Annotated in this window: 23 protein-coding genes; 13 read left to right on the top strand and 10 right to left on the bottom strand. The window is 38.0% G+C overall.

What is annotated here, in order from left to right:
• Window positions 1–105: 105 nt before the first annotated feature.
• On the bottom strand, window positions 106–636 hold the full coding sequence (locus tag ACTJJF_RS00480) for a pyridoxamine 5'-phosphate oxidase family protein (protein WP_440698291.1): 531 nt from the start codon (window positions 634–636) through the stop codon (window positions 106–108).
• 166 nt (window positions 637–802) lie between these two features.
• Between ACTJJF_RS00480 and ahcY the strand changes: the two genes are divergently transcribed.
• From ahcY to yiaA, 3 genes are all read left to right on the top strand, one after another.
• Entirely contained in the window at window positions 803–2,116 is a 1,314-nt protein-coding gene (gene ahcY / locus ACTJJF_RS00475) for an adenosylhomocysteinase (RefSeq protein ID WP_047433999.1), read from the top strand.
• Window positions 2,117–2,216: 100 nt separating this feature from the next.
• On the top strand, window positions 2,217–3,023 hold the full coding sequence (locus ACTJJF_RS00470) for a hypothetical protein (protein ID WP_440698290.1): 807 nt from the start codon (window positions 2,217–2,219) through the stop codon (window positions 3,021–3,023).
• A 384-nt stretch (window positions 3,024–3,407) separates the two neighbouring features.
• On the top strand, window positions 3,408–3,800 hold the full coding sequence (yiaA, locus tag ACTJJF_RS00465) for an inner membrane protein YiaA (protein ID WP_047098325.1): 393 nt from the start codon (window positions 3,408–3,410) through the stop codon (window positions 3,798–3,800).
• 163 nt (window positions 3,801–3,963) lie between these two features.
• Here the strand turns inward: yiaA and purE are convergent, their stop codons facing one another.
• Entirely contained in the window at window positions 3,964–4,467 is a 504-nt protein-coding gene (gene purE, locus ACTJJF_RS00460; protein WP_312296405.1) for a 5-(carboxyamino)imidazole ribonucleotide mutase, read from the bottom strand.
• A gap of 246 nt (window positions 4,468–4,713) precedes the next feature.
• Between purE and ACTJJF_RS00455 the strand changes: the two genes are divergently transcribed.
• The 6 genes from ACTJJF_RS00455 (at window position 4,714) to ACTJJF_RS00430 (ending at window position 10,455) form a co-directional block, all read left to right on the top strand.
• Window positions 4,714–5,619, top strand: a complete 906-nt coding sequence (locus ACTJJF_RS00455) for a DMT family transporter (RefSeq protein ID WP_440698289.1) — start codon at window positions 4,714–4,716, stop codon at window positions 5,617–5,619.
• A 127-nt stretch (window positions 5,620–5,746) separates the two neighbouring features.
• Complete coding sequence (locus ACTJJF_RS00450) at window positions 5,747–6,310, top strand: hypothetical protein (RefSeq protein WP_440698288.1); 564 nt, start codon at window positions 5,747–5,749, stop codon at window positions 6,308–6,310.
• Between the two features lie 7 nt (window positions 6,311–6,317).
• Complete coding sequence (locus ACTJJF_RS00445) at window positions 6,318–8,441, top strand: cation:proton antiporter (protein WP_312296400.1); 2,124 nt, start codon at window positions 6,318–6,320, stop codon at window positions 8,439–8,441.
• Between the two features lie 198 nt (window positions 8,442–8,639).
• Window positions 8,640–9,311 carry an SH3 domain-containing protein gene (locus ACTJJF_RS00440; RefSeq protein ID WP_440698287.1) on the top strand — a complete coding sequence of 224 codons (672 nt, stop codon included), beginning with the start codon at window positions 8,640–8,642 and terminating at the stop codon, window positions 9,309–9,311.
• 54 nt (window positions 9,312–9,365) lie between these two features.
• Complete coding sequence (locus ACTJJF_RS00435; protein ID WP_440698286.1) at window positions 9,366–10,067, top strand: hypothetical protein; 702 nt, start codon at window positions 9,366–9,368, stop codon at window positions 10,065–10,067.
• A gap of 16 nt (window positions 10,068–10,083) precedes the next feature.
• Window positions 10,084–10,455 (top strand): hypothetical protein, encoded by a 372-nt coding sequence (locus tag ACTJJF_RS00430; RefSeq protein ID WP_312296395.1) that lies wholly within the window; start codon window positions 10,084–10,086, stop codon window positions 10,453–10,455.
• A gap of 88 nt (window positions 10,456–10,543) precedes the next feature.
• Here ACTJJF_RS00430 and ACTJJF_RS00425 read toward each other — a convergent pair whose 3' ends face one another.
• Window positions 10,544–11,656 (bottom strand): 5-(carboxyamino)imidazole ribonucleotide synthase, encoded by a 1,113-nt coding sequence (locus tag ACTJJF_RS00425; RefSeq protein WP_440698285.1) that lies wholly within the window; start codon window positions 11,654–11,656, stop codon window positions 10,544–10,546.
• Window positions 11,657–11,684: 28 nt separating this feature from the next.
• Window positions 11,685–12,236, bottom strand: a complete 552-nt coding sequence (locus ACTJJF_RS00420; RefSeq protein ID WP_440698284.1) for a DUF1543 domain-containing protein — start codon at window positions 12,234–12,236, stop codon at window positions 11,685–11,687.
• A gap of 97 nt (window positions 12,237–12,333) precedes the next feature.
• On the opposite strand from ACTJJF_RS00420, the gene ACTJJF_RS00415 reads away from it, so the two are divergent.
• On the top strand, window positions 12,334–13,164 hold the full coding sequence (locus ACTJJF_RS00415) for a sulfite exporter TauE/SafE family protein (RefSeq protein WP_312296391.1): 831 nt from the start codon (window positions 12,334–12,336) through the stop codon (window positions 13,162–13,164).
• Window positions 13,164–13,547: a DUF1634 domain-containing protein gene (locus ACTJJF_RS00410; protein WP_312296389.1), complete on the top strand. Its 384-nt coding sequence runs from the start codon at window positions 13,164–13,166 to the stop codon at window positions 13,545–13,547. The genes ACTJJF_RS00415 and ACTJJF_RS00410 overlap by 1 nt, the downstream gene beginning before the upstream one ends.
• A 6-nt stretch (window positions 13,548–13,553) precedes the next feature.
• Here the strand turns inward: ACTJJF_RS00410 and gloA2 are convergent, their stop codons facing one another.
• From gloA2 to ACTJJF_RS00395, 3 genes are read right to left on the bottom strand one after another with little or no spacing between them, the layout of a single operon-like run.
• Window positions 13,554–13,931, bottom strand: coding sequence for an SMU1112c/YaeR family gloxylase I-like metalloprotein (gene gloA2 / locus ACTJJF_RS00405; RefSeq protein WP_440698283.1), 378 nt, complete (start codon window positions 13,929–13,931; stop codon window positions 13,554–13,556).
• Between the two features lie 2 nt (window positions 13,932–13,933).
• Entirely contained in the window at window positions 13,934–14,851 is a 918-nt protein-coding gene (locus ACTJJF_RS00400; protein ID WP_440698282.1) for a hypothetical protein, read from the bottom strand.
• A complete protein-coding gene (locus ACTJJF_RS00395; protein WP_312296384.1) occupies window positions 14,852–15,292 on the bottom strand; it encodes a nuclear transport factor 2 family protein in 441 nt (146 codons plus the stop codon). It abuts the gene before it with no gap.
• Between the two features lie 113 nt (window positions 15,293–15,405).
• On the opposite strand from ACTJJF_RS00395, the gene ACTJJF_RS00390 reads away from it, so the two are divergent.
• Both ACTJJF_RS00390 and ACTJJF_RS00385 read left to right on the top strand, forming a co-directional pair.
• On the top strand, window positions 15,406–16,089 hold the full coding sequence (locus ACTJJF_RS00390; RefSeq protein ID WP_440698281.1) for an endonuclease/exonuclease/phosphatase family protein: 684 nt from the start codon (window positions 15,406–15,408) through the stop codon (window positions 16,087–16,089).
• A 5-nt stretch (window positions 16,090–16,094) separates the two neighbouring features.
• Window positions 16,095–16,484 (top strand): endonuclease/exonuclease/phosphatase family protein, encoded by a 390-nt coding sequence (locus ACTJJF_RS00385; protein WP_440699218.1) that lies wholly within the window; start codon window positions 16,095–16,097, stop codon window positions 16,482–16,484.
• A gap of 38 nt (window positions 16,485–16,522) precedes the next feature.
• Here the strand turns inward: ACTJJF_RS00385 and ACTJJF_RS00380 are convergent, their stop codons facing one another.
• From ACTJJF_RS00380 to ACTJJF_RS00370, 3 genes are all read right to left on the bottom strand, one after another.
• Window positions 16,523–17,581, bottom strand: coding sequence for a diphosphomevalonate/mevalonate 3,5-bisphosphate decarboxylase family protein (locus tag ACTJJF_RS00380; RefSeq protein ID WP_440698280.1), 1,059 nt, complete (start codon window positions 17,579–17,581; stop codon window positions 16,523–16,525).
• 144 nt (window positions 17,582–17,725) lie between these two features.
• The gene (locus ACTJJF_RS00375; RefSeq protein WP_312296379.1) at window positions 17,726–19,495 is read right to left on the bottom strand and encodes an AMP-dependent synthetase/ligase; all 1,770 of its coding nucleotides are present in this window, start codon (window positions 19,493–19,495) and stop codon (window positions 17,726–17,728) included.
• Entirely contained in the window at window positions 19,492–20,505 is a 1,014-nt protein-coding gene (locus ACTJJF_RS00370) for an NAD-dependent epimerase/dehydratase family protein (protein WP_440698279.1), read from the bottom strand. Before ACTJJF_RS00370 ends, ACTJJF_RS00375 begins: the two co-directional genes overlap by 4 nt.
• Window positions 20,506–21,126 lie beyond the last annotated feature (621 nt).

The following is a 21,126-nucleotide window of genomic DNA, read 5'->3' as shown; positions in this document are numbered from 1 at the left end:
TCAAAATAAATTAAAGATTAAATAAAAAATGTTCATAAAAAACGGATTCTTTGTTTCCTTAATCTTTACAAACCTCGAGCTTCCCTCTCCAAGCTTCCAGCTTAATCATTTAGACTGATGATTGACATCATTTCTATGCTCAATAATTTCCAGATTTTCATCCACAAAATAAGCGCTACCGAATCCGTTCACATAAGATCCTTTTACAGGCTGTAATGCAATCAGGATAAAATCGCCCATTTCAGAGATCACGTCTACTACTTTCCCATGCGCTTTTTTTAACCTGGCAACTATAGTATTCCATGTTTCGGAATCTCTTTCGATCTGTGAAGATTTTACTTCCAGTGTCAGGCGTTCACGGGCATAGATCTGTTTGGTGGCAGATTCGTCTTCTATGAACATGACAGAAGTTTTTCTTCCCTCAGAAAGGTTTTTGGTATGTTTTGCCATAAAAGACACCAGAATATAAAATGTATTTCCTTCCTGTACAAAGGGTGCATAGCTTGAATTCGGATTTCCCTCGGCATCTACGGTAGCTAATATGATACTTTTGGTTCGGTCTGTCAGTTCCTTTACTTTTGGGGCAACAGGTTTTGCTTTTCTCTGAGACTCGCCCGGGGTATTTGTATGATTCATAATATTTGATTGATCAGATAAAAGTACTTATTTATATTAAGACTAAATAATTATAATTCATGTTTAATCTCATAAAAGTGAACCTGATCTATGGTTTTTATATCTTAATTATTAATTGTAATTTTGCATTTCGTTATCAATTGAATTTAAAAATTATTCATTACATATGAGTACTACAACACAATACGTTCCTTATAAAGTTAAGGATATTTCCCTTGCAGAATGGGGAAGAAAAGAAATTACCCTTGCAGAGGCAGAGATGCCAGGTTTGATGGCTATCCGTGAAGAATACGGGCCTTCTCAGCCGCTTAAGGGAGCAAGAATCGCAGGATGTCTTCATATGACGATCCAGACTGCTGTGCTTATCGAGACATTGGTAGCTTTAGGAGCTGAAGTTACATGGTCTTCTTGTAATATCTTCTCTACTCAGGACCACGCTGCTGCTGCTATTGCTGCTGCAGGAATCCCGGTGTATGCATGGAAAGGTCTTAATGAAGAAGAATTTGACTGGTGTATTGAGCAGACTTTGTTCTTCGGAGAAGACAGAAAGCCATTGAACATGATTTTGGATGACGGTGGAGATTTAACCAACATGGTTTTTGATAAATATCCTGAATTTACAAAAGATATCAAAGGACTTTCTGAAGAAACGACTACAGGAGTACACAGACTTTATGAAAGAATGAAGAACGGAACCCTGGTAATGCCTGCAATCAATGTAAATGATTCAGTAACCAAATCTAAGTTCGACAACAAATACGGATGTAAAGAATCTGCAGTAGATGCTGTAAGAAGAGCTACAGACGTAATGCTGGCAGGAAAAAGAGTGGTAGTTTGCGGATACGGAGACGTAGGTAAAGGTACTGCTGCTTCTTTCAGAGGAGCCGGTTCTATCGTTACCGTTACTGAAATTGACCCTATCTGTGCGCTTCAGGCTGCTATGGACGGTTATGAAGTAAAAAGACTGGATACTGTAGTAGACAATGCCGATATCATCATCACTACAACAGGTAACTTCAATATCGTAAGAGGAGAACACTTCCTTAAGATGAAAGACAAAGCGATCGTTTGTAACATCGGTCACTTCGACAACGAGATAGATATGGCCTGGTTAAACAAAAACTACGGTCAGACTAAATCTGAAGTGAAGCCTCAGGTTGACATCTACACCATTGAAGGAAAAGAAGTAATCATCCTTGCTGAAGGTAGATTGGTAAACTTAGGATGTGCTACAGGTCACCCAAGTTTCGTAATGTCTAACTCTTTCTCGAACCAGACTTTGGCTCAGATCGAATTATGGAACAACTCTGCTGCTTATAAAAATGAAGTATACATGCTTCCTAAGCACTTAGATGAAAAAGTAGCGGCTTTACACCTTAAGAAATTAAGCGTAGAGCTTGAGACACTTTCTCCTGAACAGGCTGAGTACATCGGAGTAGACGTAAAAGGGCCATTCAAGCCTGAGTACTACAGATACTAAGATTTGTAAAAAAATATGATTTTATCCCACTGTTTTGAAATAGTGGGATTTTTTATTTTCAGCTTACATGGGATTCTGTATTTTTGCCGCAAAAAATAACATGAAAATTAAATTATTTTTAGGATTAGCGGGCGCTGTGGCATTTTTTAACAGCTGTAGTAGTGACAATTATGAGATGATTAACCCTTCTGCAGATAAACTGTTACTCAGTAAGATTACCACAACATATTATGATGACCCCACTAAGCCTAAAACCGAGATAGAAACACTGGAATACAACAGCCAGGGAGAGCTTATCAGAATGCAGTCTGAAGCAGGAAGAAACAGCACTTTTGAATACAGCAACGGAAAACCTGTAAAAATAAATTACTATAATAATAAGCAGATATTGGAGTATTACCTGGATTTTACCTACAAAGGAGATCAACTGACAGGTAATAAAGCGGTTTATCCAAATTCTAATAGTAACAGAACTTATAATTATACGTATAATGCGAACGGCCAGCTGATCTCTTCTACTCTTTGCCAGTCCGCAGATTGCTCAAAACCGGGAACTACCACATATACCTATAGCGGAAACAATGTTTCAGTAGAAACCTCATCCACAGGAGGGAACTATAGCATTACTGATAAAAGCGAGTATACTTATGATAACAAGTTAAGCCCCTTCATCAATACAAACAAGTATCTGAAAATTATGATGGGAAGAGCCATGACATTAAGCGAAAACAACTATCTGACAGATAAAAACAGTTTTCAGGACAATGACGGCAGCTGGAAGCCAAGTGAAACCACAAAGTACACTCTAGAATATAATAATGCAGGATTACCTGTGCAGGCTACAGGGATAGGCAGCGATGGAAACCTTTCCGTAAAGTATAACTACGAATATATTATTGCTCAATAAATTTTACATACAACTCTCCAATTTTGGGGAGTTTTTTTAGGAGCTTATTCCTGCTATCCGCTCATACTCCTCACGCCTAATCTTCCCGCATCAAACCCAGCGCCCTAGCACATGTTGCGGGGTAACCGCTGCTATCAGGGCTAGAACTTACAGGAAATACGAACAGGAATTCATCATAAAAATCAATAGGAACGGACTTTAGTCCGTTTTTTTATCAACAACCTTCCATTGGCTTTAGCCAAAATTTACAAAGAAATACAGTTCAATATCACAAGCTGCTTTTCTTATTTTTTGTCTTTCGTCCCGTATTTTACCCATATTTTATCATTATATAAGCTAAGTTTATAAAAAATGAATATATTTAACCTCTTAAAACATTAATTCATGAAAAAACAAAGAGTATCAAATGCATTTGTAGCAGCATCCTGGGTGGCATTGGGAGCAGGAATGATCGGCTTTATCGTAGGTCTGGCAAGAGCAGAAATGCAGCTGAATGAGAAGGGATATTATTTCACGATCCTTCTTTACGGTTTATTTGCCGTTGTATCGTTGCAGAAGGCTGTCCGTGACAGATTAGAAAATATTCAGGTAACCGATATCTATTATGGGATCTGTTGGTTTGCAACCCTGTCTTCCATCGTTTTGCTGGCTATCGGACTTTGGAATGCCACCATTTTACCAAGTGAGAAAGGATTTTATGCATTTGCATTTCTCCTGGCCCTTTTCGGAGCTATCGCAGTTCAGAAAAATACCCGGGACAATATGCTTCAGGAATAACATAAAAGCTCTTCATACAAATTGGAGAGCTTTTTATTTTACCTTCAATCATGATATTTATTTCAAAAACAGGCCGTAAAGAAGATAATATTCCGGTCAGAAAAAAAATAAAACAAAAGCCTCACTTTCCAGCGAGGCTATTTATTTTGCGTTTACCTGTATATTACTGATCAAAATGATTCGGGTGCTGAGCTTTGATGTCATTCACCGTCCCCAATACTTTGTCTTTTAAAGAATCCTGGTATTTCTGAAGGTTTTCAGCAACCTGGGCATCTGCACTTCCTATGATTTTAGCAGCTAAAATTCCTGCATTCAACGCTCCGTTCAATGCTACTGTAGCCACCGGAATACCACCCGGCATCTGAAGGATAGATAAAACAGAATCCCAGCCGTCTATTGAATTACTGGACAAGATCGGAACTCCTATCACCGGAAGTGTCGTACAGCTTGCAACCATTCCCGGAAGGTGAGCTGCCCCGCCCGCTCCTGCAACAATCACTTTCAGACCTCTTTCTTTAGCGGTTTTTGCATAATCGAACATTCTTTCAGGTGTTCTGTGTGCTGAAACCACAGTCAGTTCATAAGGGATATCCAGACTTTTCAGAAAATTTGCAGCCTGTTCCATGATCGGCAGATCGCTCTGACTGCCCATAATAATTCCTACCATCTTCAATTTTTATTAGATGCTCAAAGATAAAAATTAAAATTAAGGTGAGAAACTGAAAGAGACTGTTGATTCTTATTTCATATTTCGGCTTCATTTCAAAACTTCTATAGATCAGCAACTTTTTTATCTTAAAAGGATCATACCTGTTGGCTTAATATTTTCATCTGTACTCTTATTATTTATAGCATCTGTACCCATCTGATATTTTTGAAAGTGGATATATTTGTCTTTACACCGCATTAGATTTTGAAAGATTATAAGCTTACTCTGGCCATCCTTACCGTTGCTATTGTGTGGGGAACTACATTTTTGTCGATCCGCATTGCAGTGGAAACCATTCCTGCCTGGTTTGTTGCAGGTATCCGCCAACTTCTGGCTTCTATTATTATGTTTCTGATTCTCATTTACAGAAAAGAATTTAAATGGATTGGCTGGAAAAATCTGAAATATCAGATCATTTTTTCTATCCTGATGTTGGTCATTGCGAATGGAATGACTACGGTGGCTGAAGAGGAAGTTACCAGCAGCCTTACCTCACTGATAAGTGCCTGCTCTCCTATTCTTGTATTCATGGGCAGCCTTGCCCTGGGGTTACAAAAATTCAGCTGGCGGGCTTTTGCAGGAGTACTGATGTGCTTCAGCGGGATTATTTTTATATTCTGGGATGGGATCAATGATCTTAAAAATCCGGATTATGCCCTTGGAATTCTGTTTTTATTCATTGCTATTGCAGGCTGGGCTTCAGGAACCATTTTCACCAAAAAGCTCAATCTTCACAGCGGAAATATTTCACTGAATTTATTTTATCAGTTTGCATTTGCCGGGATTACCCAGATTATATTCGCTTTTTTATTCTCAGAAAATTATAATTTCGGAAACTGGACGCTGCGTAGCATTTCAGCCATGCTTTACCTTTCGGTTTTCGGATCTGTAGCCGCATTTTTTGCATTTCATTATGCGCTTACTAAAATTTCTCCGGTACAGGTTTCTATATTAGCGTATATCAATACTATTATTTCCATATTTTTAAGCTGGCTGATCCTTGGTGAATATATTTCTTTTAAATTTATTGTTGCTGCTGTTTTGATCATCTTAGGGGTTTTTATCATCAATTATAATCCCGAAATGTTTAAAAAGCAGAAAATACAATAAGAAACATTCTGTAAGCTTATTGGATATAAGAAACTTTTTATTTCAAACCATTTTAAACAGTTAAACCTCCGGAGAAGTTTTTATATTCTTTTCATTTTTCCTATATTGTATACTCAACCCATACAACATGCTTAAAAACACATTTTTCGCCCTTATTGCGGCCTCTTTCATCCTGATAAGCTGTGATTACAAGGAAAAGGAGAAAAACCTTACGGACAGAGAAAAACAATTGCTGGAAAAAGAAAAGACATTCGCCAAAAAAGAATCTGAATACCAGTCACTGTTAAAAATGAGGGACAGTATTTTTGCTAAAAAAGATTCCGTGGTCATTGCCACATGGCCTGCAGAGATTTCCGGCCCATGGAACGGAAAAGTGATCTGTACAGAATCCAACTGCAGTGATTATGCTGTAGGTGATCAGCGTACGGACGTTTGGGAATTTGATAATGATTCTACCCAGCCGGTTACCAAAATCATCAATAACAATAATCTGGTGAGACTCTATACCGGAAAGTTTGAAAATAATGAGATCAGACTTTCTTTCAAAACCGATTCTACCGCTAAAAAGAATGTGGAAATGAGCGTTCTTCTGAATGACATTTCAGACAACAAGATCAAAGGAACAAGAACCATCACCTCTGATGGCTGTACCGCAAAGTTCTCTGTTGAATTAGTACGTTCCACAAAATAAAACACCTATGATTTTACTGAGTATACACAACCTGAGTCTTCCTATAGAAGATCCGGTACTGAAGTTCCTTCTGGTGCTGGTCATCATCCTTGCAGCGCCATTATTATTAAACAAAATTAAAGTTCCCCACCTGCTTGGGCTTATCATTGCAGGAGCTGTCATAGGACCAAACGGTTTCAATGTACTATCGAGAGACAGCAGCATTGTGGTGACCGGTACCACAGGACTCCTTTATATCATGTTCCTTGCAGGGCTTGAGATTGATATGGGAGATTTTAAAAAGAACAAATGGAAGAGCCTTACTTTTGGTATCTATACCTTCACCGTTCCTTTTGTTCTTGGGTATTTAGGAGGATATTATATCCTGCATTTTTCAATGCTTACCTCCATTCTGTTTGCCAGTCTTTTCTCTTCCCATACGCTGATCGCTTATCCTTTGGTAAGTAAACTGGGAATTGCAAAAAATAAAGCGGTCAATATTACAGTAGGCGGCACCATGATTACGGATATCCTGGCGTTATTGGTACTTGCTGTGATTGTTGGAATGTCTCAGGGAGATGTAGGGACTGAATTCTGGGTTAAATTATCCGTTTCATTTGTTGTTTTCGCCCTGATTGTACTGATCGTCTTTCCTATTATCGGCCGCTGGTTCTTTAAAAGAGTAGACGATAAAATTTCACAGTATATTTTTGTTCTGGTAATGATTTACCTGGCTGCAATGCTGGCAGAGCTTGCCGGTGTGGAAGCCATCATAGGAGCATTCTTTGCGGGACTTGCTTTAAACAGGCTTATTCCGCATACCTCTTCCCTGATGAACAGAGTGGAATTTGTGGGAAATGCGATATTTATACCGTTTTTCCTGATCAGTGTGGGAATGCTGATCGACTTCAAGGTCTTCTTTAAAAGCTGGGAAACCCTGGAAGTAGCCGGAATTATGCTGGTAGCTTCTATCGGTGGAAAGTATCTTTCTGCAGTGGCTACCCAAAAAACATTCAGGCTGACTAAAGAAGAAGGAAAACTGATCTTCGGATTAAGCTCTGCTTCAGCTGCAGCAACACTGGCTTCCGTGATGGTAGGATATAATATTATCCTGTCTGAAACCGAGACCGGAGAACCCGTAAGGTTACTGAATGAACATGTTCTGAACGGAAGTATCCTGCTGATCCTGATTTCATGTACCATTTCTTCCTTCATCTCAATGGCAAGCGCCCAGAAAATTGCTGAGGCAGATAATGAAGATACCGTTTCGGGAAACAGCCATGAGGAAGAAAATATTCTTTTGGCCATCAATCACGAAGAAACTGTTGAAAGAATGGTTAATCTTGGGATTCTGATCAAGGCGCATTCCAATACGGAAGACTTGTTTGCCTTAAACGTGATCAATGAAGATAAAAATGAATCTTCAGTAAAAAATGCGGAAAAGCTCCTTCATCAGGCAACAGATACCGCAGCGGCAGCAGATGTTAAACTGCAGGCACTCAAAAGATATGACAATGATGTCATCAATGGGGTAAACAATGTTATTAAAGAACAGAAAATCACAGACCTCATCATAGGACTGGAAGATGAAAAAGGATTTTCACCGTCATTCGTTTATAACCTTTATAATGGCTATCTTCAGAATGATGATGTGAATGTACTGGTATACCACGCTGCACAACCCCTTTCCACGATTAAACGCTATGCTGTCATGATTCCTGAGAATGCTCATCAGGAGGCAGGATTCTTCCATGCGCTTTTAAGAGTCTGGAATATTGCAAGAAACTCCGGTGCAACGGTCGTTTTCTATGCGCCTGAAAATATCCTGGACATTCTTCAGAAAATCATTAAAAAAGCCAATATAGAAGCTGAGTTTATCATTATGAATACATGGCAGGACGGTGAAAGAACTGCTGCCCAGCTGAAAGAAGATGAAGCATTGATTATCCTGATGGCAAAACGGGGCATGAAGTCTTATATTCCAAGGATGAGGCTTATTCCTGAACTGTTGAACAGAAATCTGAATGATAATAATTATCTTCTGATCTTCCCGTTCTCAGAATATGATAAAAACAGTCCGGAAATAAGGTCTGTAGGAAATCATGGAGACTTTGTGGAAATAGGAAATGTCATTCAGAAAATATTTAAGTAAAAGGTTGCAGGAAGCCTGAAGAGAGAGGCTGTAAGTTACTCGTACCCGGGAAATTGCCGGCAGTACTCTTGAAGAGTGTCGTCAAAATACAATTTATCACTGCAATTACTTCCCTCTTCCAGCCTCCAGCTTCTTTCTTTACTAACCACAAACCCTGAGTAAAATAATAAAACTATTTTTGTCCAAAATAAAAATTCATTGAAAACAAAGAAGATATTCCTTTTAACAGCAGTCTTTAGTCTGCAATTATCATTGGCCCAATTTGCCAAGGTAGTAGATAAAGACGGCTATGTGAATGTAAGGGAAAATGCAGATGCAAAAAGTAAGATTACGGGAAAGATCAATTCAGATGAAATCGTGTATATATTTGAGTCTGACCCCACCCATAAGAATTGGGCTAACGTAAGCAACGGGTATGTTTATAATTCAAGGCTGAAATATATAGAATCTTATCAAAAGGTTCCGTCTATTGTACGTGATGCAAACAAAGCGATCTTTAAGTCAGGAAATATTAAGGTCAATATTATTTCCGGAAAATTTAATTTTAAGGAAAATGAAAAAGACTTTTCTTCCACACTTTATGGCGATTTTTATAAAGGCCAGCAGGTCTGGGGAATAGACGGAACCATTCCTAAGACCCACTATCTCTCTATCACCGCACAAATTGGCGACAAAACCATTCAGGTGCCTGCAGAGGAGATTGAAAACCTGTTTCAGGTCAGTAATCAGTCCGCTGCCTGTTATTATGACCGTGAGAATGATACTTTATACATTTCAGTCAACAATTCCGAGGGTGCCGGTTCGTATGTAGGGCTTTTTATTATTGAAAAAGGGCAATACAAAAAAAGGGTTCTTGAGATTCCTTTTTAAATGAAATCAAATAATCACTCTATTTTTGCTAAAATAAAAAATCATAACACAACATTGAAAACAAAAAAGATATTCCTTGCAGCAGCTATTTTAAGTATCCAGTTATCTTTCGCTCAGTTTGCTAAAATCGTAGATAAAGACGGCTATGTCAATCTGAGGGAAAATCCGGATGCAAAAAGTAAGGTTATGGGAAAGATCAGTTCTGATGAAATTGTCTATGCTTCGGAGCCGGATGCAGCCAATAAAAACTGGATTAATGTTTATTATAATGATAAAAAATCCGGATACATTAGTACTTCAAAGGTTAAGCTTCTGGATTCTTACGAAACACTTCTTCCCATCACCACAGATGAGAATAAGGCGGTTTTCAAATCCGGAAATATCAAGGTAGATATCATTTCTGAAAAGTTCAATTATAAGGAAAATAAAAAATTCTTTTCTTCATCCAGCTATGGCGGACAAAAGATCGAAGATCAATATAAAGGGAAGCTGATCTGGGGCACAGACGGTACTGTTCCCAAAACGCATTATAAATCGATCACCGTACAGATCAGGGATAAAAAAATTCAGATCCCGACTAAAGAAATTGAGAACCTCTTCAATGTCAGCAACCAGTTTACAGCATGCTATTATGACCGTAAAAATGACACTTTGTATATAACCATGCTCAATTCTGACGGAGCCGGATCTTATGTAGCACTTTTTAAAATTGTAAAAGGAGTATACAAGGAAAGAATTGTAAAGAAACCTTTTTAAAATAAATCAGCTATTCATGATCAAAAAGATTCTGCTTGCCCTATTGGGTATATTGATATTAGGGACTGTTTCACTGACTGTTTACTGGAACTTACCCATTGAAATAACCAGACATTCTGATATAGAATACGGCAATAAGCTTGTTCTGAATCTTGAAAATTATCAGAAAAAACATAAAAATCTTCCCCGTTATGATGACTGGAATACCCTTCATCAATTAGGATTTAAACAACACGATCTGGGAGTAAGTCCGGATTATGCAGCAGATAGTACAGGTTCTTATGAATTGGTATATATTGACGGTTTTGACGGACCTTATCTTATCTATAATTCCAGAGAGAAAAAATGGAGTATCGATTTTCCTAAAATTATCAAGAAGGGGCAGTAAGTTTTGGCTGAATCGTTATTGATTCTAAGTACAAAGAGAGCAGTTTTAACGTTAAAACTGCTCTCTTTTTATATTATTTTAAGCCTGATTATTCAGAAATCACCCTCACCATTCCTTTCACCATCACAAGCTTTTCCATCAGCTCTTCTCTGGAATCTGCCAAAACATTGATGTGGCCCATCTTTCTGCCTGGTTTGGTTTCTGTTTTTCCGTATAAATGGATGTAAGTTTCAGGAAGTTTAAGTACATCTTCCATTCCTTCATACACTACTTTTCCGGCATATCCTTCTGCTCCTACCAGATTCAGCATTCCGCTATAGGTAATGGCATCGGTATCTGCCAATGGCAGATTCTTTACCACACGGTACATCTGCTCAAATTGTGAATTGGTATTTCCTTCCTGGCTCTGATGCCCGGAATTGTGTAATCTCGGAGCGGTTTCGTTTACCCAGACTTTCCCTTCTTTATCAAGGAATAATTCAATGGCAAATAACCCAGGAGAATTCACGGCATTTAAGAATTTTCCAGTAATAGAATCAATCTGATTCTGAACATCTTCGGTAAGAAGAACCGGACATACATTAAAATCCAATAAATTAAGTTTCGGATCTGCCACCATTTCCGTTACAGGGAAAGTATTTGTTTCTCCTTTTTCATTTCTGGCAACGATTACGGAAAGTTCTTTATCAATATCTACAAGACTTTCGATCACTGAAGCTTCTTTCCAAAGATTTTGAAAATCACCTTCAGTCCGGATCACCTGTACTCCTTTTCCGTCATATCCGCCGGTATTCATTTTCTGCACGAATGGCAAGGGCATGATGATTTTTTCATCACTGTTCCATACCACCTGAAATTCCGGGCTTGGGATATCGTGAGCTTTATAAAATTCTTTCTGAAGGATTTTCTGCTGGATCGTCCTGATGATGCTGGCATTGGGAACAACTTTTATACCCTGCTTTTCAAGTTCAGCCAAAGCATCGGCATTTACGTGTTCTATTTCAATGGTTACCACATCTTTTCCTTTTCCGAAGTTCAGAACCGTTTCATAGTCATTGAAATTTCCCTGTGTAAAATACGAGACATTATGACATGGTGCATCAGAAGCCGGATCCAGAGTATAAAACTCATCATCATACTTTAGTGCACTTTGTATCAGCATTCTTCCCAGCTGTCCGCCTCCCAGAATTCCTATTTTCATTTTTTATTTTTATTAGATTTACTTTAATTTATTGAATTTTATCAATTTTCAGATAACCGAGTCCCATCGGGTTTTTCTGATCTTCCACATCCGATTTTGTAAGCACAATGGAATATTTTTCCTTCATGGATGCAGGAAGAATATCATTCACATTGTAAATATCATCAATATCCACTCCATGCTTATCATCAATATGGCTTACAGCGCCTTCAAATCCCATGGTCTGGTAAAATTCTGTAGCTTTTGCCCTTTTAACAATCTCTCCCATAGACTGTCCTACCATCAGGTGCTGCTCATGGAATTCTTCAAAGAAACCGGGTTTATACCCCCCTAAATTAAGGAAGTACAACTGGGCTTCAGAAACTTTCTCTCCTTTTTCTACAATCTTCACCTCGTAGCCGTCTGCAAATTTCACCTCCTGGTAACAATCCAGGTGGATCTTTCCTTCTGCCTCCTTCCAGAAGTCTTTCATCTCAGGAACCAGATCTTTAAGGCTTTCTGCAATTCCGAAAAATACGTCATGCTGCTCAATGTTTCTTCCTTTTGGGGTTGCCCCAAGAATCACATAAAATAATTTCATTTCACTTTTCATGCATACAAAAATACGTTAAATTTATCTTTTTCAAATGTTTGGCAGACTACTACAATAATTTTATATTTGTAGCATTAATTGTAGTATGTCAGAAATCATCATACTCTTCCTTGGCGCAATTTCCGCTGGTCTTTTAGGTTCACTTACGGGTTTAGGAGGAGGAGTTATTATCATTCCTTTATTAACGCTGGGTTTTGGCGTTCCAATGCATTATGCCATCGGTGCTTCACTTATTTCGGTAATCGGTACCTCTTCCGGTGCGGCTGTTGCTTTCGTGAAAGAAGGTTTCACCAATATGAGGATCGGGATGTTTCTTGAGATAGCCACTACGGCAGGAGCTATTGTGGGAGCGCTGGTTTCAGGAATGCTTAACCCGAATACTATCGGGATTATTTTTGCAAGTATTCTTCTTCTTACTGTTGTTTTAAACCTTAAAGGAAAACCGGATCATCAGGAACCGCTGATCAAAGGAAGCCTGGAAGAAAAGCTGAAACTATACGGAACATTCCCTGATAAAGGCGTTTTGAAAAACTATTCTGCAAGAAATACAGTTCCCGGATTTTTGATGATGATGTTTGCCGGTGCCATGTCCGGACTTTTGGGAATAGGTTCCGGAGCTTTAAAAGTATTGGCCATGGATAATATGATGAAGCTTCCGTTCAAAGTCTCTACCACCACCAGTAATTTTATGATCGGAGTAACAGCAGTAGCCAGTGCCCTGATTTATTTCCAGAGAGGTGAAATCATTCCGGTGATCGTAGCGCCGGTACTGATTGGTGTGGTGATAGGAAGTTTTATCGGTTCAAAGACTCTGATGGTTTCAAAAACAAAGAAATTAAAAGTATTCTTTGCCATTGTGATTACCATTCTGTCAATCTATATGATGTATAACGGTATCAACAAAAGCTTCAGATAATGAGAAAGAATTTTACAGACGTAGATCTGAACCGTTCGGTAGGAAATCTTCTGAGGTTGGGAGTTATTTTATCTGTAGCCACTTCACTGATCGGGTTTATCAAACTGTTTGTTGAAGGCTTTGAAATGCCTAAAAAATATACAAGCCTTGTAGTAGGAACCTCTTCGGAAAAGGTATGGGGCCACTTCTGGGATTCTTTGTGTAAAGGAGAAGGAATGGCTATTATTCAGCTGGGCATCCTTCTTTTGATCTTTACCCCTCTGATGAGAATTGTTTTTGCTCTGATAGGTTATTTAAAAGAAAAAGACTACGTGTATGTAGTCATTTCTTCTATTGTTCTTGCAATAATGGCGGTAAGCTTTTTTGCCGGGTACGCTCACTAATTTATTTTACATTTCATAAAACTCCAGCGGCAGCTGATCAGGATCCTGGGTAAAGAAAAATTCTTTCCCTGTGAACTCATCTATACGGATATCTTCACATCTAAGGCCCTTACCTATCAGTTCATTCCGTTTTTCTGCCACATTTTCAACAGAGAAAGCAAGATGCCTCAGGCCACAGGCTTCCGGACGTGAAGGACGCTGCGGTGGATCAGGAAAGGAAAACAGCTCAATCACATAATGATCTCCAATCGCCAGATCCAGTTTGTAGGACTGTCTTTCTTCCCGGTACACTTCCCGGATGATATTCAACCCTATAATCTCTGTATAGAATTTCTTTGAAACGGTATAATCTGAACAGATAATGGCAATATGATGAATTTTCATTTTTATAAATCTTTAAGTTTTTGCAGCATCAGTTTTTTATAAATCCTTCTGAGCTTATTATCAACCTGGATACTGTCCAGGTTCTTTTCTACCAGCATGGAATGTACAACAATCTGACTGCCTTTAGGGTGTTTCCATATGGAAAGCTGTACATTGTTTACCCGGGAACCTGATCCTATCTCCATTTCGTCAATTTTATACTCAGGACTTTCTTTAATCCTCCGGTTCAAAAGGGCTTTTAAAGAATCATTATTAAATTCAAAAACATTTTTTCCGTTCTTAAGGTTCCCGGCATTCATTTTTCCTACTCTCAACACTTCAAATTCGGACTCTCTGATTATTCTCGCAGTATCTTTATAAATCCGGATATTTCTTTTTTTGAATTCGTCCAAAATTTCCACATCCGTTTTCTTTACTTCAACAAGAAGATTATCAAATTTAACATTCCCGGAATATCTGTTATACCGGAAATCTCTTGGCGGAGAGGTCGACATCAGAATAAGAAGAGCAGGACACAACACTACAGCCGGATTTAACTTTTTAATGCTGAAATTATTGATAAAACTATCATTTTTAATCAAAAAATAAGGAACCGGTAACAACATTAAGACCAACAGATCCGTATAATCTACCACTCTATGGATGCCTATAGGAGCAATATGATTATAAGCATTAATAAAAGCTTCCGAGAAAGGAGACTTCCAGAAAGCAAATAATACTCCCGCTGCCCAAACAGACTTATGCTTTAATCCCGGAATCAGATAGGTCAAAAGCATCGGCAAAAGAATAATCCCGACAACATCAGATAGTTTTCCTGTAAACCAGCTTGTATAATAAAATTTAAAAAAATGATCATTCAGAAACAGAATAACCAGACAAATCAAAAAAACAGGATTAAAGATCAGATTTTTGTTTCTCATTTACTGTATTTCTTTACACTTATCTTTTCTTCTCGTATCAATAATATACTGAATTTTCCATTCATTATTTTGCTTTACCAGCTGAAAGCTGTTCGCTCCACAATGTAATAACTTCTCTTTTAAATAGAAAGAATACGGCGTAAATACACTGGCAAGGTTTCCATCTGTATGAATTGCTTCAATCACAATTCTTTCATCCAGATCTCCCTTTGAAAATTTAGAAACAGAGGTAATAAAATCCTGTATGCTGTCGCTCTTTACCGTACCGTCTTTTGTAACAGTCTGAAGTACTGCATTTTCTGTAAAAACAGATTTCATTAATGCGGTATCTGTGTTTTTCATAGCCTGAAACAGATTACGGATGGGCTTTTCTATTTCCTGATTCTGTTGTCCAAAACAGAAAGCTCCGAGCAGTAGAAAGATTCCTGATAGTTTATTCATGGGATAAATTTAGATAGATAAAAATATGTAAAATAAATTTTAAATTGATAAACAGAATTTAAAATTCATTTTCCTTAAATTGTAACAAAAATTATTTCAGCCAAAGCATTTATATGTGGATTATTTATATGATTCTGGCCATACTTTTACTGGTCATGACACTGCTTCCGAAGATTCAGCATTCTCACTGGGTTTTCCGTATTCCTGAATTCGCTAAAATACAGGTCACTTATCTAATACTTTTTACTTTTCTATTAGGATTCACCATTGATTCTACAGATTATTTATGGTATTATCAGGGGCTCCTTCTGGTTTTATTTGTACATCACAGCCATATCCTGATCAGATACACACCTCTTTATCCTGTAAAAAAACATAAGCAGCGTCATAAGTCTTCCGAAAAGCTTCATTTCGTTTCTGCCAATGTGTATCAGTTCAATAAAGAATATGACAGATTCATTAAGCTTATTGAAAAATACAGTCCGGACTTCTTTATGACAATGGAAAGCAATGGTGACTGGGAAAAAGCGATGCGCAAGATAGAAAAAGAATATCCTTTCCAACATAAAGTAACGCTTGAAAATACCTACGGAATGCATTTCTATTCCAAAATTGAAATTAAGGAAGCTACAACGCATTATTTTGTAGCGGATGATATCCCGAGTATTGAAATTCATATGAGAACTCATGATGGTTTTTCTTTTGTTTTCTTCGGGGTTCACCCTCCGCCGCCAAGCCCTACGGAGGAGGAAACTTCAAAGGAAAGAGATGGTGATCTTCTCAGTACAGCCGTGTAAAAGATATCAAAAAACCGGTTATTGTAGTAGGAGATTTCAATAATGTTGCCTGGTCAAGATCATCTGTACTTTTCAGGAAAACCAGCCATCTGATTGATCCGAGAATCGGCCATTCTTTTGTCTCTACTTTCCATGCCAAATATCGCCTTTTAAGATTTCCTATCGATCTGATGTTTCACAGTGAAGATATTTTTATCAAACAGCTGAAGACATTGGAAAATTTTGGTTCGGATCATCTTCCGGTCTACTGTGAATTTTTCATAGACCATCACAACGATGAGCAGGAAGAACTGATAGAAACGGCCACTTCTGAAGAGAAAGCCGAAGCTGAAATCATGATAGAGGAAGGTAAACAGGAAGACGGAGAAAGGGAGACCGTAGTTACCGAAGATTAATAAAAAAGTGGATTTTTGATCCACTTTTTTATTGTTTATTAAAACTTCATCACGTCCTTCACGACTCCATTTTTCTGGGTATGCTGCAATAATTCAGTTTCAATGAAGGTTTTGACTTTTTCCTCGGAACCGTCAGCCGGAAAAAGGAGGTGTACGTTTGCTCCTGCATCCAATGTGAAGAATAAAGGCAGCCCGGTTTCTTTTCTGAAATCCCAGACCTTGTTGATCACTTCCAGGGTTCCTGTTTTCATCAGAATAAAAGCAGGATCACTCATCATCATCATCGCATGAAGAGTAAGTGCTTCGTGTTCTACCAATTTGATAAAGCTTTCCATATCTCCCGTCTTCAGAATCTCCTTCATCGGAACAAAATTTTCCCTTGCTTCCTGAAATCTTCTTTCTGCATAAGGATTGGTATTCATCAGACCGTGGCCGACCGTTGAGGAAACGCTTTTCTGACCTTCATGAATCAATAATACCCAGTCATTAAAACTCCTGAAAATATCATGAATTTCCGTATTCGGATACTGTACAGCGAACAGGTCTGAACTTCCTTCTACCTCATCTGTATTTCCCCATACAACAAGACCGTTGTAAAGGCTCCTGCAGGCACTACCACTTCCTAATCTTGCTAAAAATGAAGCTTTTTTCAGGGATTCCTGTTCTGAAATTTTTCCTGTGAATGTTTCATCCAATGCCATCAGACATTTTGCAATGGCCCCGAATCCGGAAGCCGAGCTTGCAATTCCTGAACTGTGTGGGAATGTATTTTCTGTTCTGATGATATATCTTCCCTTTAAAATCCATGGAAGGTACTGCTCGATATTTTTAAAGTATTTTTCGATCTTTTCAGCAAATTTCACTTCCTCATTTCCCGCCAGGAAAGTCTGTACAGAGAAATCTTCATTCGCTGTAAACTCTATGACAGTATTGGTCTTACAATGATTAAGGGTATAGCTGATGCTTGGGTTGGCTGGAATCTGGTCTTTATATTTCCCCCAGTATTTGATCAGGGCAATATTAGACGGGCAGCTTTCTGAAACTGTCTGGGTATGAATTGTAAAATTTTCTTTTCCTATAAATTCTTGTGTTGTCATAGTTTGATTTAAGTGATTATTTTAAACCATCCCGTCAAAAATTCTTTGACTTTTTGCCATCGCTCCTGAGGAGGAGGTTTTCACAATATTCAACTGTGAAACAGGTGGTTACAATCAGGATTATTTTGAGAGTTCTATTGTATTTTAATACATCTTCTCTATGATATCTGCATATTTTTTAAGAACAACATTTCTTTTTACTTTCAGCGTAGGGGTAATTTCTCCTGTGTTGATATCAAATTCTGCCGGCATCAAAGTAAATTTCTTTACTTTTTCATAATCTGCAAGATGGTTCTGCAGTTCTTTGATTTTCTCTTTGTAAAGGCTGATCACCTTTTCATTTTTTACTGCTTCTTCCCAGTTTGTAAAAGGAATATTATTCTTTTTGATATAATCCTGTAAAAATTCAAAATTGGGAACGATGAGGGCAGAAACAAACTGTCTTCCTTCTGCAATCAGCATGATCTGCTGGATAAAATTATTATTGGTCAGAAGGTTTTCAATCTGCTGCGGAGCGATGTATTTTCCGTTGGAAGTCTTCATCAGGTCTTTGATTCTGTCTGTAATGATCAGATTGCCTTTATCATCAAATTTCCCGGCATCTCCGGTTTTGAACCAACCATCTTCCGTAAATACTTTTCGGGTTTCTTCAGGTTTATTATAATATCCTTTCATGATCCCGTTTCCTTTGGCCTGAATCTCGTCACTCTCCCCTATACGAAGTTCTACTCCCGGCAATGGTTTTCCGCTGGTAGCATGTTCAAAATGGGTTAATGGAAACAGCGTAAGCGTTGCTGTTGTCTCCGTCAGACCATACCCTACTGTTACGTGAATTCCTACAGACTCAAAAAATCTGGTTACTTCCGATGATAAAGAGGCTCCGCCACAAGGTAAAAACCAAAGTCTTCCCCCCATTTTTGTTTTGATTTTACTGAAGACCAGCATATCTGCTATAGACTCTTTGAATTTCAATCCAAAAGGAATGGACTTTTCATTTCTTCTTAATTCTGCAGTTTCCCATCCTGTTTTTAAAGCCCAGTCAAAGATCTTTTTCTTCAGAGATGAACCTTCTTCCGCTTTTTCCAGTACTCCGGCATATACTTTCTGGAAAAACCTCGGAACAGCACACATCATCGTTGGTTTTACTTCTTCCAATGCTTTGGCCACATTTTTAGGATCTTCAAGAAAATAGACCCTGGCACCACCATACAGACAAAGTAGGCTCCAGCTTCTCTCAAACACATGGCTTAAAGGAAGGAAGGCTAGAGAAAGTTCCTCCTGGAAGTTTTTAAATTTAAAAAACTCAAAGTGGGAATCGAATGCTTTTATGAAATTTCCATGGGTAAGCATTACGCCTTTCGGGGTTCCTGTAGTTCCTGATGTATAGATCAGTGTGGCTGTATCTTCATATTCTTTTTTACAGATCTCCAGTTTTGGTGAAGCTTTGGCAATGAAGTCTTCCAGGTAAAAACTGTTGAATTCTTTTTTGATCCATACTGCTTTTTTGGAAACAATAATGGTTTCAAGATTGTTGGATTCTTTATGTAAAAGCTCCAGGCAGGCATCATACTGCATCTGATTTCCCACTAAAACGGCTTTAGCTCCGGAATCATCAATAATATATTCTGCCTGTTCCGCATTATTGGTAGAATAAACAGGTACTGTAACCGCTCCAATAGACATTGAAGCCAGATCAAAGATCATCCACTCTGAGGAATTGTCTGAATAGATCGCTACTCTGTCATTCTCCTGAACTCCTGCTTCTTTGAGTGCATTTGCTGTTTTAAAAATAATCTCACTGAATTTTTTCCAGCTCAGCTCTTTCCAGGCTGCTTCTTTCTTTTTGAAACCAATAGCAGCTTTTATAGGATGCTTTTCTACATTTTTAAGGATAATTGCCTCCGCAAGATTCATTTCTTCAACTTTTTGTCGTTAATATAATTGTTCAGGTGAAAGTCTATACTTTCTTTTACAGGAATAAACTGATAATTCAGCTTTTCTTTGACTTTGTGATTGGAAATGGTGTTGAATGAAGAGATGGCCTCAATATTAGATTTAGTGACCATTCTCAGTTTTGGGATCAGCCATCCGAAAAGGGTATTGGCAATTCTCCCGATATTTAATACAGATTTTGAAAGGATTCTGGCATCTTTAAGTCCTAACCTTCCTCTGATTTGTCCGGCCAGATCAGCATATCTGTTATTTTCAGCAACAATAATGAACCGCTCTCCGAAAATATTGTTTTCCATCAGTTCAACGGCCGTTTTTGCAACGTCTCTTACATCTACGTAAGCGGACCCTCCTGAGAAGGTAAAGCTATTGTCTTCAAAAGTAGAAAAAAGCTCACCGCTGCTTTGCGTCCAGTTTCCGCTGCCCACAATCATTCCCGGGTTGATGATCACCACATTGAGTCCTTCGGCAGAAGCTCTCCATGCTTCCATTTCAGACAAATGTTTAGAAATAGCGTAGGCAGAATGTTCCAGTTTTGGGTTAAAATCAGACTCTTCATCCAACTCTCCTTTCTCATTGAAATTATCCAAAACGGCTACTGAGCTTACATGCAGGAATTTTTTAACATCAGATCCCTCACAGGCATACAGCAGGTTTTCTGTACCTTTGATATTCGTATGGTACATTTCCTTCTCATCTTTGGGATGAAAGCTCACTTTTGCTGCACAATGATACACCTCATCCACACCCTTCAGAGCGTCTTTTAAAGAATCCAGGTCATCAAAATCTACGTTGACCCATTCGATTCTATTAAAAAAATCTTCGGGATGATCTGTATAAAAGCTGTATGAATGCTTTACTTCGTTTAAATTGCTGCCTGTCCTCCTGGAAGCACGTACACTTTTACCTCTTTTAAGAAGCTCAAGAACGATTATTCTTCCCAGAATTCCGGTTGCACCCGTTACAAAAACCATTAATTATTTTACTTGATTGCTGACTAAAATATGACAATATTTTCTATCCGGCAATTCTTCAGGTTCCTGCCAAAGTTCCTTTGAAAAACTGCTTTTGCAAATTTGCGATTTTTAAAGCAAAATTCAACTTTATTTAACCAATATTATCATTTTGAAAATGATAAATATGATCCTGTAGAATGGTTTAAACCACAAAAGACACAAAAGTTTTTGTACACTTTTTTTTTTAAGTGACTAGTTTTACATAGAAGAAGTACACTGAAGTTTTTGAAAATCGAAGATTTTCTTTATGCGTACTGAATTTGTAATTTATACACACTTTGTCATTTCGTAAGAAATCTAGCCGTACAAATTGAGCTGTTAAAAGATATAAGAATATTTTAACCACAAATCGAAGATTCGACGAAGTCAAAAGGCACAAAAGTTTTTGTACACTTTATTTTTTTAAGTGACTAGTTTTACATAGAAGAAGTACACTGAAGTTTTTGAAAATCGGAGATTTTCAATTGAGAATTTTATTTTTTTCGGTACTTCCTGCAAATCTTCGATTTGCCGGAAGTCCCGAAAACCAGAAGTCCTGAAAGTTTTCTAATTCTTTCAGGACTTCTATAGCTTTTAAAA

The sequence above is a fragment of the Chryseobacterium sp. 22458 genome (genome assembly GCF_052044975.1).
GTDB lineage: Bacteria > Bacteroidota > Bacteroidia > Flavobacteriales > Weeksellaceae > Chryseobacterium.
The sequence above is the reverse complement of the archived record's forward strand: the minus strand, read 5'-3'. Positions and strand labels throughout refer to the sequence as shown.